Source organism: Bartonella sp. AD328YNZD (genome assembly GCF_042196425.1).
In genome coordinates this window covers 1-857 of record NZ_JBHIQG010000654.1, presented here as the reverse complement: position 1 = coordinate 857, position 857 = coordinate 1, and the positions used below count along the sequence as shown (strand labels likewise).

Sequence of the window (857 nt, the reverse complement as noted above, 5' to 3'; positions counted from 1 at the left end):
CGAGCGGTTCTTTGAATAAACCCTTGTTGGAGCAAATAGGGTTCAACAATATCTTCAATGGCATCGCGTGGTTCTGATAAAGCAGCAGCAATCGTTTCAATCCCCACCGGTCCCCCTAAAAAAGTTTCCGCAATCAGGAGCAAATAGCGACGGTCAAGCGGGTCAAGCCCAAGATGATCCACTTCAAGGCGCGAAAGGGCTTCATCGGCGATTTTTTGGTCAATTTGTTTTGCCTGTTTAACCAGAGCAAAATCACAAACGCGCCGTAAAAGGCGTCCAGCAATGCGAGGCGTCCCGCGTGCTCTGCGTGCAATTTCATGGGCTCCATCATCACTGATCTTGACAGCAAAAAGTCGTGCATTACGCTGAACAATATATTCCAATTCTTCTATCGTATAAAAATTGAGACGAATTGGGATTCCAAAACGATCTCTCAGCGGTGTGGTTAAAAGTCCCAAACGTGTAGTTGCCGCCACCAAAGTAAATTTAGCCAGATCAATTTTAACCGAGCGGGCAGCAGGCCCCTCACCAATGATAAGATCAAGTTGATAATCTTCCATTGCTGGGTACAGAATTTCCTCAATTGCTGGATTTAAGCGATGAATTTCATCAATAAACAAGACATCACGTTCTTCGAGATTGGTCAAGAGGGCTGCTAAATCTCCTGCTTTAGCAATGACCGGCCCTGAAGTAGAGCGAAAATTAACGCCTAATTCTTTTGCCATAATCTGTGAAAGCGTTGTTTTTCCCAACCCCGGTGGTCCTACAAACAAAACATGATCCAGCGCTTCTTGCCGTGTTTTTGCTGCTTCAATAAATATTTTTAAATTAGCCCGTGCCGCTTCTTGACCAATAAA

Annotated in this window: 1 protein-coding gene; it reads right to left on the bottom strand. The window is 44.7% G+C overall.

The genetic code is table 11. The features are described 5' to 3' along the window. Window positions 1-857: Holliday junction branch migration DNA helicase RuvB (ruvB, locus tag ACFIO3_RS14280; RefSeq protein WP_375704706.1), on the bottom strand; the 857-nt coding region annotated here is incomplete at both ends.